General features: G+C 70.3%; 22 protein-coding genes. 21 read left to right on the plus strand and 1 reads right to left on the minus strand.

Translation table 11 applies throughout. The features are described 5' to 3' along the window. Positions 1-142: 142 nt before the first annotated feature. From ACWDA7_RS30315 to ACWDA7_RS30405, 19 genes are all read left to right on the plus strand, one after another. Positions 143-853, plus strand: coding sequence for a hypothetical protein (locus ACWDA7_RS30315; RefSeq protein ID WP_450608101.1), 711 nt, complete (start codon positions 143-145; stop codon positions 851-853). Between the two features lie 102 nt (positions 854-955). Further along, complete coding sequence (locus tag ACWDA7_RS30320) at positions 956-1171, plus strand: MerR family transcriptional regulator (protein ID WP_450608103.1); 216 nt, start codon at positions 956-958, stop codon at positions 1169-1171. Positions 1172-1241: 70 nt separating this feature from the next. After that, positions 1242-1427 carry a hypothetical protein gene (locus tag ACWDA7_RS30325; protein WP_450608105.1) on the plus strand — a complete coding sequence of 62 codons (186 nt, stop codon included), beginning with the start codon at positions 1242-1244 and terminating at the stop codon, positions 1425-1427. Beyond that, complete coding sequence (locus ACWDA7_RS30330; RefSeq protein WP_450608107.1) at positions 1420-1551, plus strand: hypothetical protein; 132 nt, start codon at positions 1420-1422, stop codon at positions 1549-1551. The genes ACWDA7_RS30325 and ACWDA7_RS30330 overlap by 8 nt, the downstream gene beginning before the upstream one ends. A gap of 25 nt (positions 1552-1576) precedes the next feature. Next, positions 1577-1729: a hypothetical protein gene (locus tag ACWDA7_RS30335; RefSeq protein ID WP_450608109.1), complete on the plus strand. Its 153-nt coding sequence runs from the start codon at positions 1577-1579 to the stop codon at positions 1727-1729. 32 nt (positions 1730-1761) lie between these two features. After that, positions 1762-1953, plus strand: a complete 192-nt coding sequence (locus ACWDA7_RS30340) for a hypothetical protein (RefSeq protein ID WP_450608111.1) — start codon at positions 1762-1764, stop codon at positions 1951-1953. After that, complete coding sequence (locus ACWDA7_RS30345) at positions 1953-2600, plus strand: hypothetical protein (protein ID WP_450608113.1); 648 nt, start codon at positions 1953-1955, stop codon at positions 2598-2600. The genes ACWDA7_RS30340 and ACWDA7_RS30345 overlap by 1 nt, the downstream gene beginning before the upstream one ends. A 30-nt stretch (positions 2601-2630) precedes the next feature. Next, the gene (locus tag ACWDA7_RS30350) at positions 2631-3509 is read left to right on the plus strand and encodes a hypothetical protein (RefSeq protein WP_450608115.1); all 879 of its coding nucleotides are present in this window, start codon (positions 2631-2633) and stop codon (positions 3507-3509) included. Next, positions 3413-5284 carry a hypothetical protein gene (locus ACWDA7_RS30355; protein ID WP_450608117.1) on the plus strand — a complete coding sequence of 624 codons (1872 nt, stop codon included), beginning with the start codon at positions 3413-3415 and terminating at the stop codon, positions 5282-5284. The genes ACWDA7_RS30350 and ACWDA7_RS30355 overlap by 97 nt, the downstream gene beginning before the upstream one ends. A gap of 11 nt (positions 5285-5295) precedes the next feature. Then, complete coding sequence (locus ACWDA7_RS30360) at positions 5296-5610, plus strand: hypothetical protein (protein WP_450608119.1); 315 nt, start codon at positions 5296-5298, stop codon at positions 5608-5610. Between the two features lie 45 nt (positions 5611-5655). After that, positions 5656-6345 carry a hypothetical protein gene (locus ACWDA7_RS30365; RefSeq protein WP_450608121.1) on the plus strand — a complete coding sequence of 230 codons (690 nt, stop codon included), beginning with the start codon at positions 5656-5658 and terminating at the stop codon, positions 6343-6345. Beyond that, the gene (locus tag ACWDA7_RS30370; protein ID WP_450608123.1) at positions 6342-7259 is read left to right on the plus strand and encodes a hypothetical protein; all 918 of its coding nucleotides are present in this window, start codon (positions 6342-6344) and stop codon (positions 7257-7259) included. Before ACWDA7_RS30365 ends, ACWDA7_RS30370 begins: the two co-directional genes overlap by 4 nt. After that, positions 7256-7678: a hypothetical protein gene (locus tag ACWDA7_RS30375; protein ID WP_450608125.1), complete on the plus strand. Its 423-nt coding sequence runs from the start codon at positions 7256-7258 to the stop codon at positions 7676-7678. Before ACWDA7_RS30370 ends, ACWDA7_RS30375 begins: the two co-directional genes overlap by 4 nt. Beyond that, a complete protein-coding gene (locus ACWDA7_RS30380) occupies positions 7675-8103 on the plus strand; it encodes a 6-pyruvoyl trahydropterin synthase family protein (protein WP_450608127.1) in 429 nt (142 codons plus the stop codon). The genes ACWDA7_RS30375 and ACWDA7_RS30380 overlap by 4 nt, the downstream gene beginning before the upstream one ends. Next, the gene (locus tag ACWDA7_RS30385) at positions 8100-8819 is read left to right on the plus strand and encodes a 7-carboxy-7-deazaguanine synthase QueE (protein WP_450608129.1); all 720 of its coding nucleotides are present in this window, start codon (positions 8100-8102) and stop codon (positions 8817-8819) included. The genes ACWDA7_RS30380 and ACWDA7_RS30385 overlap by 4 nt, the downstream gene beginning before the upstream one ends. Beyond that, positions 8816-9409: a GTP cyclohydrolase I gene (gene folE / locus ACWDA7_RS30390; RefSeq protein WP_450608131.1), complete on the plus strand. Its 594-nt coding sequence runs from the start codon at positions 8816-8818 to the stop codon at positions 9407-9409. The genes ACWDA7_RS30385 and folE overlap by 4 nt, the downstream gene beginning before the upstream one ends. 22 nt (positions 9410-9431) lie before the next feature. After that, entirely contained in the window at positions 9432-9887 is a 456-nt protein-coding gene (locus ACWDA7_RS30395; protein WP_450608133.1) for a hypothetical protein, read from the plus strand. Then, the gene (locus tag ACWDA7_RS30400) at positions 9787-11403 is read left to right on the plus strand and encodes a terminase large subunit domain-containing protein (protein ID WP_450608135.1); all 1617 of its coding nucleotides are present in this window, start codon (positions 9787-9789) and stop codon (positions 11401-11403) included. Before ACWDA7_RS30395 ends, ACWDA7_RS30400 begins: the two co-directional genes overlap by 101 nt. Beyond that, on the plus strand, positions 11394-12968 hold the full coding sequence (locus ACWDA7_RS30405) for a phage portal protein (protein WP_450608137.1): 1575 nt from the start codon (positions 11394-11396) through the stop codon (positions 12966-12968). Before ACWDA7_RS30400 ends, ACWDA7_RS30405 begins: the two co-directional genes overlap by 10 nt. An 84-nt stretch (positions 12969-13052) precedes the next feature. Here the strand turns inward: ACWDA7_RS30405 and ACWDA7_RS30410 are convergent, their stop codons facing one another. After that, on the minus strand, positions 13053-13232 hold the full coding sequence (locus ACWDA7_RS30410; RefSeq protein WP_450608139.1) for a type II toxin-antitoxin system prevent-host-death family antitoxin: 180 nt from the start codon (positions 13230-13232) through the stop codon (positions 13053-13055). 43 nt (positions 13233-13275) lie between these two features. On the opposite strand from ACWDA7_RS30410, the gene ACWDA7_RS30415 reads away from it, so the two are divergent. Both ACWDA7_RS30415 and ACWDA7_RS30420 read left to right on the plus strand, forming a co-directional pair. Next, the gene (locus ACWDA7_RS30415) at positions 13276-14073 is read left to right on the plus strand and encodes a GIY-YIG nuclease family protein (RefSeq protein WP_450608141.1); all 798 of its coding nucleotides are present in this window, start codon (positions 13276-13278) and stop codon (positions 14071-14073) included. A 47-nt stretch (positions 14074-14120) separates the two neighbouring features. Next, complete coding sequence (locus tag ACWDA7_RS30420) at positions 14121-15104, plus strand: hypothetical protein (RefSeq protein ID WP_450608142.1); 984 nt, start codon at positions 14121-14123, stop codon at positions 15102-15104. The last annotated feature ends 12 nt before the right edge of the window (positions 15105-15116 follow it).

A 15116-nucleotide genomic window follows, 5' to 3' on the forward strand; every position in this document is an offset into this window, starting at 1 on the left:
TGCTGGAAGCGTAAAGAACTCCCATCATCGCAGGTCACAAGGCACTTCTTCATTTTCCCAAGCGTCATCCACAGGCATCGGTCGGTGGATCGAGGCTTAGGCAAACTGGTGGCACCACCCTCAGCACACCGGGAGGCTCCTCGTGCCCGCTCCCTGCCCTGGTCCCTGCAACAACGCCTGGCGCCGCGCCGAGCAGCAGCTCGCCGCCGACGGCACCCCCCACGACATCCCCGTCACATGGGGGCAGCCCGTCCACTGCCTGCGCTGCATCGCCCGCGCACAGGCGCAGCTCCTCGAACTGCCCGAGCTGGTCGTCGCGATCAGCCTTGAAGCCGTCAACGGCACCGCCCCTAAGACGTCCGGCACGATCGGCCGCAGTCCAACGCCGTCCTGGCCCGGACAGGCCGCCCGACTGCTGACGGACCACATCGTTGGCGGTCTCCTCGACCTCGAAGACGACGTCCGCGAGTTGCGCCGGCTCCGGCACCGGCCCGGCCGCGGCACCGAAGGCCGCAACGCCGCCGGCGCCGTCCGGTTCCTGTCCGCCCACCTGGAGTGGGCCCTGGCCGAGCACCCCCTCGCCGAGGAACTCCACGAACCGCAATCCGGTAACCCTGCCGTTCAGATCTACGGATGGCATCGAGTCGCGCTCCGCTTCACCCGGCGCGACGCCCGCCTAGAGCACTATCGAGTCCCGTGCCCGCGCTGCGAGTTGCTGACCCTGTTCCGCGGAGACGCGGAGGACTACATCGAATGCAGGAACATCAACTGCGGGCTGCTCCTGACGCCCGCTGAATACTTCGACCACACCAAGCGGCTGGCCTCCGCGCAGGGAGATAAGCAAGCGGCTTGACAAACGATCGCGGTCCCGTCAGATTTGTGCGCGGATCACCATGCTCTCGAAAGGCCCCGGACCAGCTCCGGGGCCTTTCGCCGTTCCAGAGGGAGGACGCCAATGGTCATCGACGGAGACCTCGACCGCGCCCTCTGGACGACCGCCGAAGCCGCCGAAGCCGCCGGAGTAACACGAGACGTGATCTACCAATGGCGAGCACGCGGAAAGATCACACCGGTCAACCGCCGCGGCTGGCCGAAGTACCGGGCCATGGACGTCCTCCGCGCCGAGCAGTCCACCCGCCAGCGCGCCGACCGCACCCACGCCCCCGCATAGACGTCCGCCGCCGGCCGCGCTGAGGGTCGCTGCCGGCGGCGGATACCCGCCGCTCACCAGGAGGCGCCGCGTGAGCGAGAGCAACGAAACCGCCCCGGCCGCGGTCGAGCCGCCCACCGCGGACAGCGCCCTGGTCAACGCCGCCCGGCTGCTACGGAACGCCGAGATGGTCACCGACCTCGCCCTGATGCAGCGGCTGGAGAGCCTCGCGGACAGCTGGATCGCGATCGCCCGCACAATCGCCGACCGTGCCTGAACCTGACAGGAGGCCCGCACTGGTGGACCTCATCCGCCTGGTGCTCGCCGCCCACTACCGGTGGACGTGGGAGCAGGTCGCATCGATCCCGGACCACCTGCTGATCGCCGTCCTCGACGCATAGAAGCCCACCTCTCCCGGAGGCCACCATGCTCGAAGTCGTCTGCTACGTGTTCGCGTTCGTCCTCCTCGCCCTGGCCGCGCTCCTGCCGAGCAGCGTCCCGCACCGGGACCGCCTCGCCTACGCCGGCCTGGCCCTCTACGTGCTCCCCGCCACGGTCCACGCACTGCAGGCCCACTGACCGGGCCGATATCCAGGAAGGCGGTGCCGGGTGTGAGCAAAGCCGACGTGCCGCATTCCAGCGAACTCCGCATGGTCGTCCGCCGCGCGGACGGCACTGTCGAGGACCACGGCGTCGTCGCCGCCCACTACTCCAGCCGCTGGCGCGCCGCCTGGTGGCGGCTGGTCGGCCAGCCGCTCGCCAACCGTCGTATCGCCCGCTCCAACCGCAAGAGGAGAGCCTGATGGCCAACCCCGTCGTTACCGCCAAGGGGCGGGAAATCATCGCCAACCGCGTGAAGGGCTCCGGCGCGGAGCCCGTGAACCTGGCGTGGGGCAACAACCCTGCCGGCCTCGCCGCGGCCGTCTCCGACGTGGGCATGTTCAAGGAGGCTTCCGAGTCAAGGGTCGCGGGGACGTCGACGATCGTGACCGGGAACACCCCGAACGACACGTACCAGGTCACCGGGACGTTCACGTCGGGCTCGCCGCAGTCGATCGCCGAGGTGGCGCTGTCGGACTCGGCGTCCAAGCCGACCGCGGTGGACAGCGTGCAGGCCGGCTCGGGCGTGATCGGCTCGACCTCGGCGACGAACCTAGTCGTCGCGAACGGCGCGAACTTCAGCGTGAACCAGTACATCCAGGTCCGCAACGAGGTCATGAAGATCACGAACATCAGCACCAACACGCTGACCGTGACCCGCGCGCAGAACGGATCGAACGGCGGCACCGGAATCTCCACGATCGCGTCCGGCGACACCGTGACCGGCGGGAACATCCCCGGCGTCTCGAACGTGACCAACGGGTCCCTGTTCTTCCACGCCGACCACGGCGCGCAGGTGCTGAGCTCGGGCGACCAGGTGTCCTACACGCTGACGGTCAAGTTCCAGTAGCGGGCGCCCGGCGGGGGAGGGAGCGGCCCGGTGGCGATCGCTTTCGGTTCCTCGTCCACGAACACCGCGGAGAACGCGGGTTCTGTCACGGTCAGTGTTCCGTCGGGGACGGCGGACGGTGACCTGCTGCTCCTCGCGGTCTCGGTGGACACCAACGGGGTCACACTGTCCGGTGTCTCCGGCTGGACCGTGCTGGATAACTTCAACGACACCACGGACGGCGAACGGCTTTTCACGTACTACCGGGTCGCGTCCTCGGAACCGTCCAGCTACACGATCACCTCGTCGCAGAGCCCGGTGGAGATGGCCGGGGCGATCCTCCGCTACACCGGCGTGGACACGACCACGCCGGTCCACCTGCACCCGACGAAGACCACGAAGACGAACGGCACGTCGCTTGCCTCGCCGGCGTTGACCGGCGCGGCGGGTACGGACATGTCGGTGCTGATCTGGTGCCACGGGGCCGTCAGCTCCGGCACGTACACGCAGACGCTGCCCGGCTCGCCGTGGACCACGCGTATCAACCTCGTGACCGCGTTCACCGGCGGCAGCAGCTTCAACGTCGGTATCGGCGTCGTTGACCAGATCGCGGCAACGGCAGCCGCGACCGACAGCGTGTCCAAGGCGAGCGGCTTGATGTGCACCGCCGTGGCGTTGACGGCGGCGTCCGGGCCGGCCGTCTTCAACGTCACCTCGGCCGCGACCTCCACGACGAGCGCAGGCACCGGCCGGCTGGCCGGGCTGGCACAGGCAGCCGCTGTCACGACGGCCGCCGCGGTCCTTCGACTCCTCGCGTTTCCGCCCTGGCCGCGGTGGCAGCGCTTACGGCCGGCCTCGGCCGGAAGGCCGCTGTGGCTCGCGCCGCCGCGGCCACCTCGGCGCCTGGCGTGGCCCGCGCGGTCGCCCTGACCCGCCCGGCCACTGCGACGACGGTTTCCGGCGCCGTCCGGGCCGCGTCTTTGGCCCGGGTCGCGGCCGTCACGACTGTGACGTCTGCCGTACGCCTGGTGGTCCTCGGCGTCCTCGCCGTGGTGGCCGGCACGGTCGGGACGTGCCGCCGCGCCAGCATCCTCGCCCGGGCCGCGGCAGCCTCGACTGCCTCGGCCGTACGGCGCGGGACCGTCCTGAACGCGTACGTCACCACCGCCGCGACCGGCGCCGGCGCCCAGCGCCAAGCCGCCCTGCCGCGGCAAGCAGCCGTCACCACCACCAGTACGGCGCTATGGGGCCGCATCACCAGCGTGCTCGTCCAGGCCGCGACCACCACTGCTGCCACGATGGCCCGCGCGACGGCGCTGCCTCGGGCGGCCACCGTGCTCCTGGTCAGAGGACGCGCTCGAGCGACCGCGCTGACCCGGGGCGCCAGTGCCACGACCGCGTCCAGCATCCTGCGCGCCGCTGACCTCGCCCCCGCGGCAACGGTGACCAGCAGCCCGGCCACGATCCGGGCCACGGCCCTGGCCCAAGCAGCCGCCGCAGCCACCACCTCGGCGTGCCACCGCGCCGCGGGACTGGCCCGCGCGGGCACCGCGACCGCCACAGCGGCCGTCACGCGGACGCTGCGGACCGTCCTGGCCGCCACCGTCACCCTGCCCGCAACTGTGCGGCGCGCCGCTCAACTCGCGCGCGCCGCGACCTCGTCCACGACCGCCACCCGCCGGCGCCTGGTCTCGCTTGCCCGGCCGGCGACGGTCACGCTCTCCACGGGCCTCGCGCGCGGGCAGGCCTTCGTCCGAGCCCTGGCCGCCGCGGTGACGACCACCGCGGTAAGCAGCATCACCGGGATCGCGCGCGGCCTCATCCTCGCCGCGACCGTGGCCACCGGCGCGGTACTCGGCAGGGCTGCTCAACTCCAGGCCACGGCCGTCGCCGTGACCGAGAGCAGCGCCCGACGTGCCGCCGAGCTCCTGGCCTCCGCGGTCGTGCTCCTCCAAGGGCAGACGGCCCGGGCCGCGGGCCTGGCCGTGGCCGCCGTCGCAGCAGCCGGCGGGGCCGTGCAGCGCGCGACCGCCCTCGCCCGGACGGCCACCACAACCGCCGCCGCGGCGAAACACCGCACCGCAGGCCTCGCCCGCGCCGCGCTCGCCACCGTGGGCGCCGGCCTCACTCGGATGCCGACGCTCCGCCTCACCGCCAGCAGCACCCCGGGGGCCGACCTGCGCCGGGCCACGAGTCTCGCCCAGACGGCCGCCGTTGGGGCTGTCGCGGGCGCGCAGCGGCTCCTGTACCGGGCCCTCGCCGCCGTTGTGGCCACGACGGCTGCCGAGTCGCTGCGGGCCGCCGCGCGCCTGGCCCTCGGGGCAGTCCTGGCCACCGCCGCGAGTGCAGGGCGCAGGATCCGCCTGGCCCGGCCCGCGACCGTCACCGCGGCCGCTGCGACCGTCCGCCAGGCAGTCCTGACCGCCTACCGGGCCGCAGTCCTCGGCGTGGCCGGTATCCGCTCCGGCCGCTTCTACGCGGTGGCCCTCCACGCCGCCGCCGCGCTGCACTCCGCGGCCACGGCGGTGCGCAGCAACCTGCACCAGCTGCTCGTCATCGCGCGCGGCCCGTTCGGCCGCTGGCACGCCGGCCAAGACGACAGCGGCTGGCAGGCCGAGGGGCTCCCCGGCCGCTGGCAGACGGAACAGAGCCCGGGCCGCTGGCGGTCCTGGCTGACCCGATCCCGCTGGAACGTTGACGAGTAGGGGGTGCCAGGGTGCAGACGATCGACCGTGATTCCCGCGAGTACGTCGGCGCGGAGGTCTCCGTCACCGTCCAAGGCCAGCCCTACAACCCCACCAGCGACACGGTGGAGTTCGCGTTCACCACGGCCAACGCCCGCCCCGTCACCTGGTACACGGGCGGCTGGGACGGCACCAACACCGGCAGCGGCGCCTACCGCGCGCAGGTCCTCATCGGCCCCGGCAGCCCTGGCCCGACGCTCACGCCCGGCAAGTACACGGTGTGGCTCCGCATCACCGACAACCCCGAGCAGCCGGTCATCAACTTCGGCTACCTCACCATCACCTGAGGAGAACGGCGTGGACGCCCTCACCCGCCAGAAAGCAGACCGTCGATGAGCGTGACGTACCAAGGCACCCGCGACATCCCCATCGACGAGATCACGCCCTATCCGGGCAATGCCAAACGCGGCAACGTGGAGCAGATCCTCAACAGCCTGCGCCGTAACGGCCAATACCGCGGCCTCGTCATCCGCGAAATCCCCGACGGCCCCCTCATCGCGCTCGCCGGCAACCACACCATGCAGGCACTTGCCCTGCACGGCGCCGGCGACTGCGGCGAGACAGTGAAGGTCGGCGGCAAGGAACGGCCCTGCGGTGTCTGCCACAACGGGCCGTGGGAGCCGGTGGCCCGCTGCGAGGTCTACCAGTGCGATGACGCCACCGCCCGCCGCATCAACCTGGCCGACAACCGCACCGCGGAGCTGGGCACGTACGACAACGAAGCCCTCGCGGAGCTGCTCAGGGAGTTGGACGGGGACTTCGATGGCACCGGCTACACGCCGCAGGCCCTGGATGACCTCACCTCGCTGCTGGAGTTGCCCCCGGAGGACGCCGACGAGCTCACCCGCAGCCACGGGGAGCCCAACGACGAGGTGTTCCGGCCGCAGATCCAGCTCACCGTAACCGCGGACACCTTCGACCGGTGGCGGGCCGCGCTGGATGCACACAAGGGCGACGATGACGAGGCCAAGCTGCGCGGGCTCCTCACCGAGGTCGAGCAGGCCCGCGAGGACAGCGCGTGAGCGCAGACCTCGACCAGCCGTTCAAGATCCTGTCCTCCTACGCCTACTTCGGCACCAAGAACATGGACCACTTCCTGGACCAGTTGGCGACCGGTCAGGGGATGGTGTTCGGGGACTCTGGCGCGCACTCCGCGCGCACCCTCGGCCTGACCCTCACGATCGAGGGCTACGCCGCGTGGTGCCGTCGCTGGGATCACCTGCTGACGCTGTACGCCAACCTGGACGTGATCGGCGCCCCTGAGGCCACCTGGAAGAACCAGCAGACGCTGGAGACCCGGTACGGGTTGTCCCCGATCCCGGTCTTCCACACCAGCGCGCCCTGGTCCTACCTGGAGCGGTACCTGGACGAGGGGTACACGTACATCGCCCTCGGCAAGCTGCTCGGTAACCCGGTCAAGGAAGTGCTGCCGTGGCTGGCCAAAGCCTTCAAGATCGCTGAAGGGCGGGCAGTGTTCCACGGCTTCGGCATGACCGTGCTGAGGGCACTACGGGAGTTCCCGTTCTACAGCGTGGACTCCTCCACCTGGACCAGCCCGTTCCGGTTCGGCTACATGATGCTGTTTGACCGCGGCCAGTGGGTCAAGGTGTGGCTACGGGACCGCGACGCGATCCTCCAGCACCGGGAGCTGATCCGCGCCCACGGACAGGACCCGCTGGTGTTCGCGTCCCGGGCCACGTACAACCGCCGATACGCGGCGCAGGTGGCCGCCGCCGCGTGGCGCCGCTGCGAGGAGTACGTGCGCGACCGGCACGGGCCCATCACCATCCCGGACGGCCCCCACAACCCGGTCCCCCGCAACGGCCGCATCGCCACCCCGGGCTTGCACCTGTACTTCGCGGACGCGACCACCACCAACCTGATCAACGCGTCCGTGGGTGTGCAGGCCGCCCGACAGAAAGGCGTCATGCGATGAGCGACAGCGACCTCCTGCGGACGGTCACCGTCGGCCCCGTCCCGATCTTCTTCTCGAACGTCAACCGGGCCATGGGGCTCCGCGCCCACTCCCACACCGGCGCGGTCACCGTCGTGTACGACACCCTCGGCGGGCACGGCTACCCCAGCTTTCAGGAGACCAACGAGGCCCTGGAACGGCGTATCCACGAGCTGACGCGCCGCGTGTTCAAGGACGCCACCAACGAGGACGTCGCCGACCGGCTGTGGGCCCACCTGGACGGCTACGTGGCCTCGGAGTGGGAGAAGTGGGGCGGCGCCTACCAGCTGCGCGCCGTCCACCTGGACGTCGTCGGCGTGCACGACAACATCGGCCACGACAACGGCACCACCCGCTACACGGTGGCCCGCCCCTACGGGCAGGAGGTCACCAGCCGATGAGCCATGCCGTCACCGTGAGGCATAACTTCGAAACCGGCCACAGGCTGCCGCACCTCCCCGGCAAGTGCGTCAGCCTGCACGGCCACTCCTGGTGGGCCGCAGTCACCGTCGAAGCCGACGAGCTGGCCGACGGGCTCGTCGTCGAGTTCGGCCCGTTCAAGAAGGCACTGCGGGAGTGGATCGACACCCACCTGGACCACGGGGTGATGCTCGGCCCCGAGGACCCGCTGCTGCCGATCCTGCGGGCCAACCAGTGCAAGGTGCACGAGGTTGAGGGTTGGCCCACTGTGGAGAACGTCGCGGCCATGATCGGGCAGGCCGCAGATGAGGCGCTCCACGGGCTGGTCCACGCCCCGGGCGCACGCGTCACCCGCGTGCACATCCAAGAGACGCACGTGAACGACGCCACCTGGACCGGCCAATGACCGGCATCACCGGCACGCCGACGCTGGTCGTCGCCGAGGTGTTCTCACACACCGTCCAGGGCGAGGGGCCGTCCACTGGCCGGCGGGCCTCGTTTATCCGCCTCGGCGGCTGTAATCTTTCCTGCACATTTTGTGACACTCCGTACACCTGGGACGCGTCCCGTTTCGACCTGCGGACGGAGCTGACTCGGCAGCCCGTGGAGGACCTCGCCGCGCGCGCTCTGCAAGGTGCCCCAGCGATTGTCGTCATCACTGGCGGGGAGCCGCTCATGCATCAGCGGCAGACCGGGTGGGCTGCTCTCCTGGACCGCCTGGCCGCCGCCGGGGTCGAGATCGAGGTGGAGACGAACGGCACCCTCGCGCCGACCCCGTACACCGGGCAGCGGGTGAGCCGCTTCAACGTATCTCCGAAGCTGGCGCACGCCGGCGACCCGCTGTCCATGCGGATCCGCCCGGCCGCGCTCCTCGCCCTGGCCGCCACCGGCCGCGCCGTCTTCAAGTTCGTGTGCGCCACCGAGCAGGACGTGGCCGAGGCCGCCGACGCCGTGGCCGGGCTGGGTATCGACCCGGCCCACGTGTGGGTCATGCCGGAAGGCACCGACACCACCTCCCTGTCCGAGCACCTGGCCGTCATCGCTGATCCCGCCATCGCGGCCGGCTTCAACCTCACTCACCGCCTTCACGTTTTGGCGTGGGGGAACGAGAGGGCCCGATGAGCACCCTTACCCCCTCACCTGACGAGGCCTCCGAACGGTTCACCGCCGGCCTTACCGCCTGGCTCGCATCGCGCGGACTCGACCCGGAGGACCCGGCCCTCGCGGACACCCCGGCCCGGTGGCTGCGCGCGCTCGAGGAGTTCACCGCCGGCTACGAGGACGACCCGGCCGTCCACCTCGGCCGCACGTTCCCTGTGGAGCACTCCGGGCAGCCCATCGCCGTCACAGGCGTGCCGTTCACGTCCCTGTGCGAGCACCACATGCTGCCGTTCTCCGGGACGGCCACCATCGCCTACCAGCCGGCGCCCGGGGCCTCCGTCGCGGGCCTGTCCAAGCTGCCCAGGGTGCTGGACGTGTACGCGCGGCGTCTGCAGACGCAGGAGCGGATCACCCGGCAGGTCACCGACGCCCTGGACAAGCATCTGGCCAGCGAGGGTGCGGCCTGCATCCTGCGCTCCGAACACGGGTGTCTGGCCCACCGGGGCGCCCGTAAGCCCGGCTCTGTGATGGTCACCGCGTCCTACACCGGGATTTTCCAGAACGACCCGGCCGCCCGCGCCGATCTGCACGCCCTGCTCGCCCTGCGGTGACGTACACGACGGGGGTGTGAGCATGCCGGCATCCAAAGCGCAGCAGGCCAAGACCGCGGACCGGCGGGCCAAGGCCATCGCTCTCCGCCTGGCCGGCGTGGACTGGCAGACCATCGCTGACCGGCTGGATTACTCCGACCGTGGCGCGGCGTGTAAGGACGTCACCCGCGCGCTAGAGCGGAACCTGGTCGAGGAAGCGCAGCAGGTCGCGGTGCTTCGGCAGGTGACCGTTGAGCGGTATGACCGGCTGCAAGCCGCGTACTGGCCGAAAGCCTTGCGGGGCGACATCAAGGCCGCCGAGATCGTCCTGAAGGTCCTCGCGCAGCGCGCGAAGATCGAGGGGACGGACGCACCTCAGAAGGTCGAGGTGTTGACGATTGACGCCATCGACGCCCAGATTGCAGCGCTCCGCGAGCAGCTCGCCGCTGCTGACGGCGCAGCTGGCGAAGCTGGAGGAGTTGAAGCGGCTCCGTACTGAGGCCCAGCGGCGGGAGACCGAGCGGCTGCGGAACATCGACGTCTTCGAGCGCCTCGGATACGTCCCCACCCCGAAGCAGGCCCTGTTCCATGCGGCCGAGGAGTTCGACGTCCTGTACGGGGGAGCGGCCGGCGGCGGCAAGACCCGGGCGCTCCTCATGGATGACCTGCGGGACTGCATCCGCTATCCGGGCATCCGTATCGGCGCGTTCCGCCGGACGTACGGGGAGTTGAAGGAGAGCCTCCTCGCGGAGTTGGCGCTGGTCGGGTACGCGGCGAAACTCGGGGCCTCATGGAACGGCACCGAGTACGAGCTGCGGTTCCCGAACGGCAGCCTGATCATGTTCCGTTACGCGGAGACCGTGAAGGATGCCAGCCGCAGGCAGGGCGGCCAGTACCAGAAACTCACGTTCGATGAGCGGACGCTGACGCCGCCCGACGTGGTCTCGTTCCTGGAGACGCGTCTGCGGTCCGGTAGCCGTCACACCCCCGTCCTCGGAGTCCGCTCCGGCACCAACCCGGGCGGCGCCGGCCACGGCGCGGTCAAGACGCGGTTCATCAAGCCCACCGACTACGGCAAGAAGATCATCACCGACGTCCGTGGCCGCACGGTGCGGTTCATCCCGTCCAAGCTGTCGGACAACCCGCACGTCAACCCCGAGTACGCCCAAGACCTGCAGGCCCTGGACGGCAAGCTGCGCTCCGCGTTCCTGGACGGCGACTGGGACGTGTTCGCCGGCCAGATGTTCCCCCAGCTGAAACGCGAACGGCACGTGATCGAGCCGATCGAGCTGCCGGGCTCCTGGCGGCGGTACAACGGCGTGGACTGGGGCTACAGCGCCCCGTGGGCGGTGCTGTGGGCGGCAGTCGACGAGGACGGCCGCGTCTGGGTGTACCGAGAGCTGTACAAGCGGCAGGTCGGCGAGGCCGAGCAGGCCCGGCTGATCCTGGAAGCCGAATCCGAGGGTGAGCGCGTCGCGGCCCGGTTCGCGGATGACGCGATGTGGGCCACCCGAGGCGATGCCAAGGCCATCGCCGCGGTGTACGCCGAGAACGGCGTCCACCTCACCCAGGCCGGGAAGGGCGCCGGCTCCCGGGTGACCGGCTGGCAGCGCGTGCGCTCCTACCTTGCGGAGGGGCCGGCGTGCCCGCACCACCGGGCGCGGGGCTGGGAAACCTGCCCGATGATCCACCTGTTCGACACGCTTACCGAGCTGTACCGGGAACTCGCGGACCTACCGCACGCCACCAAGGGCGACCCCGAGGACGCCGACACCACGGCCGATGACCACGCATCGGACGCCCTGCGCTATCTGCTGACCAACCTCGGCGCAGGCCCGGAAATGGTCATCCTCGGCGAGCAGCCGGCCGAACCGATCGGCGAGGTCCTCCAGCCCCTCGGCCCGGCCATGGCCTACCGGCCGACCGACACCGCCCCCGCGGCTGACGCGTGGTGGTCTGAAGACGACGACGAGACGCCGCGTGCGGGGAGGACGGTGCAGGCCCCGTGGGCGTGATCTCCTGGTGGAAGAGTCGGCGTTCCGAGCCGGAGGTTTTGGAGACTGCCTCGGCGGAGCGCAAGCTCCCGGAGCGGGCTGGCTTCGAGTACGGCATCGGCCCGGGCGGTCTCACCGAGACCAACCAGGGCATCGGCTCGGCCACCCAGACGGACCGCCGCTCCATGCTGGGCCAGCTGTACGAGGCCTACATGGCGTGCCCGTGGGCGTGGGCGTCCGTGAACGCGATCGCGCGCACGATCACCGCCGGCGGCCTCGTCACGGACTGGGACAACGACGACGGCGAGGGCGACGAGGAGGCCCCGGACAAGCCCGCCGAGGTGCAACTCCTCGAGGGAATGCTGGCTTTCTGCAACCCGCGGGAGAACATCCGCCAGATTTTGCGCGGCGTGATCGTGGACCTGCTGGTGTTCGGCGACGCGTACATCGAGGTCGTGTGGATCGGCAGTCAGCCGGTGGCCCTGTACAGCCTGGACTGCCCGAGCATGCTGCCGATCGCCGACGAGCACGGCACCGTCACCTCCTACGTGCAGTTCACCGAGCTCGGCCAGCGGGCCACGTTCGAGCCGCGCGAGGTCATCCACATCAGCCTGGACTCGCCCCGCTCCAGCGTGTTCGGCGTCAGCCCGACGCAGGCCGCGCTGCTCCCGATGACCGCGTGGCTGTTCGCCGCGGCCACGTCGAAGGAGATTTTCCGGAAGGGCGCGCCCCCGCAGATCCACGTCGACCACCCGGCCTCCGCTTCCGCGGCGGACATCAACCGGTGGAACGCGCAGTACCAGCAGCGGAACATCGGCCCCCGCAACATCGGGAACCCGATCAACACCAAGGGCGGCGCCGGGGTCCACGAACTGGCGCAGTCCCGGACGATGGACTACCTCGAATTCTTGAACCAGAAGCGCGACGAGATCATCGCCGCGTACGGTGTGCCGCCGGCGAAGGTCGGCATCATCGAGTCCGGGAACCTGGGCGGCGGTACGGGTGAGGCGCAGGACCGGACGTTCATGGTCAACACCTGCCAGCCGATTGCCGAGCTGGTGCTGGAAGCCCTGAACTACGCGCTGGCGAAAAACGGTTTCGGTGTCGACGGCTGGAAGTTGAAGTTCCGCGACATCGACATGAGGGACAGTAAGACCGTCGAGGAGATCCGCGACATGCGGCTCCGTAACGGCTCCTGGACCCTCAACCGGTACCGCGTCGACGTCGGCGAGCCCGCGGTCGAGGGCGGCGACCAGGCGGTCCTCGTGGACCGCGAGAACCTGGTCAAGTGGGCCGACATGGACGCCGCATCCAAGGCCAACATCGCATCCAAGCTCAAGGGCACCGCGCTGGACCCCGGCGAGCCCGTCCACGGGGAGCCGATCGGCGTGGAGAAACCCGAACCCGCCCCCGTGCCCCCGCAATTGCAGGCGTTCGCCGGCGGCCAGCAGCCGCCCGAGCCGGACGGCGACGACCAGCCGGACGACGACCTGCCGCAGGAGTCGGCACGGGCCACCTACAGGCGCCGGCTCCGCGAGGCGCTGGCCACGCTCCCGGGAGGTATCGATGAGCGAGCAGCAGCCTGACCCCGGCCCCGTCCAGCCGCCGGACCCACCAAACCACCCGCTACGCGCCAAGGACGTGCCCGCGCTGATCGCGAAGCGGATCGGCTAGGACTGTTCGTCGTCCCGCGTTACTGCCTCCTCGGCGATCGCCAGCGGCACGACAGCCGCCACACGGCGCCCGCGACTGGTCACAAAGGTGATCCGGTTTCGGACTGCCGCGTTGATCACGTCCGCCAGGTTCGTGCGTACCTCGGCGGTGCTCATCTCGACGGGCTCTTCCTTCATAACGCCAGAGTACAGACAAGGCCACTCACGTACACTGATGTACATGAACGTACAGGGTCGGATGGCCTGGATCTACACGCTGAGCGACCCACGGTCGGGCGAAGTCCGCTATGTCGGGGTCACAACTCGATCGCTTGCCGAACGACTTCGAGGCCACATCTCTGACGCCGGTCGCCAGGACCACAAGAGTCGGTGGATCCGCTCACTGCTCAAAGAGGGCGTCTCGCCGGTGATGACGGAGATCGAGGCCGTTCCAGTCGAGGACCACGGGGAGGCCGAACAGCGATGGATCGCCGCGTACCGAGCCAATGGGGCACGCCTGACTAACGCCACCGACGGCGGTCCTGGGACCCTCGGGCGCGTCGCGTCCTCCGAAACCCGAGAGCGCATCCGGCAAGCTGCTCTTGAGCGCATGAAAGACCCCGCCCGGCGCCAAGCCGTCAGCCGAGTACACAAGGGCAAGACGATCCCGGAATCGACGAAGAGGGCGGTCTCCGAGGCCGCCACGAAGCGCTGGGTGGCCTGGCGCGCGGCGGGGAGCGTCACCTCAGACGAAACGCGAGCCAAGCTCAGCGAGCTAGCCAAGGCGCGGGACCTCCAGCCCATGAACAACCCTGCGTCTCGGGCCAAGGTTGCCGAGGCTAAACAGCAGTGGTGGGACGAGTGGCGCGCGCAGGGACGCCCTGGCCGGAAGACACACTGCCCGCAAGGCCATCCTTACGACGACGCGAACACAGCGCTCGAACAGGGCGGCAATCGCAAGACGCCCAGCCGCAAGTGCCGGGCCTGCATGCGAGAGCGCGCACGAGCGCGACGGCAGGCCGCTCGCCGAAATCCCTGAACCGCATCGGCGTTGGCAGCGCCGCTGGACATCGCGCGGGGGTGCCAATGCCACATCCGATCGAGCCCTACGCCCGGGAGGCGTTCGCTGCCGGGTGGGCGCTGTCCGGTGGCCCGATGACCGAGCGGGTCAAGGCCGCGAGTGTGGCCGCGGTGCAGACGGCGATCGCGCACGCCCACGATCCGAGCATCCTCGAAGTCACGATCGACCTCGGGAAGCTGGAAGGCATGTGGGCGATCCTGTTCGGTCGCCGGGAGGAGAAGCAGGCCGAACACACGGCCCTGGTCGGCGACGCGTGGCAGGCCCTCCTCGACCGCGACACGCTGGCCGCGACGGTGGACCGGGTCCGGGAGCGTGCCGGGCTCGCGGAGGCGGACGAGGAGCGGCGTAAGAGCATCCGGGCGGAGGCCCTGGCCGCGGCGCGCGCCATGCTCCGGGCGCTCGCTGACCTGCCCGGCTGGAGCAAGGTCCGGGCCGCGCTCCGTAACGCGATCACCGCCGGCCGCGCGGAGGGCATGGTCAACGCGGTCGCCATCGCCGCCGAACGCGCCAGCCAGATCGGCCTGGACTGGAACATCGCCTTCAAGGACGCCTACCAGTCCCTGGAGCGGCTCGACGAGCTGTGGGGCGACGCGGACGGCTGGCTCGGCCGCATCGTGGACCAGGCCGCCGGAGACCTCGGCCACGTCCTCGCCCAGATGGCAGAGGACGGCGCATCCCGCGAGGCCATGATCGACGCCGCGATGGACGTCCTCACCTCCAACAGCCGCGGCGCGGTCGCGTTCGTCGTGGACTGGGCCATGACCGCCGCCGCGGACGACGGCGCCCTGAGCCTGTACCGGTCCGAGGGCGTCCAGCTGATCGACGTCATCACGGCCGGCGACGAACGGGTCTGCGAGAGATGCCTGCAATTCGAGGCCGGCAGCCCCTGGAGCGCCGCCGACGTGCCGCAGATGCCAGTCCACCCGCGGTGCCGCTGCTGCTACGCCTCGGACGTGTCCCTCGGCCATTTCGCTGCCTGGTTCAACTGACCTGGAGACCAC

Source organism: Streptomyces sp. NPDC001156 (genome assembly GCF_053598275.1).